Origin of the sequence: Streptomyces sp. GbtcB7, from assembly GCF_019091445.1 — a bacterium.
Classification (GTDB): Bacteria; Actinomycetota; Actinomycetes; order Streptomycetales; family Streptomycetaceae; genus Streptomyces; species Streptomyces mirabilis.
Window position 1 is genome coordinate 1 of the sequence record NZ_JAGXJM010000657.1, and the last position, 235, is coordinate 235.

Genomic DNA, 235 nt, shown 5'->3' on the forward strand with positions numbered 1-235 from the left:
TACAACAGCTTGGCGCCGTGCCGGATGATCCCGCCGGGCTCCTGGTCAACCCCGGGCAGGAATCCGGGAACGTCCAGGAGGGTGGCGTTCGGAATATTAAAAGCGTCACACATCTGGACAAAGCGCGCAGCTTTTTCGGGGGCCTCGATGCCCAGCACGCCCGCGAGGGACTGCGGCTGGGTGGCGACGATGCCCACCACCTGGCCGTCCAGACGGGCCAGCGCGCAGATGATGT

1 protein-coding gene is annotated in these 235 nt (G+C 65.5%); it reads right to left on the reverse strand.

The features are described from left to right. Positions 1-235, reverse strand: a 235-nt coding sequence (locus KVT44_RS57150; RefSeq protein WP_302832282.1) for a carboxyl transferase domain-containing protein, incomplete at both ends; no start/stop codon positions are given.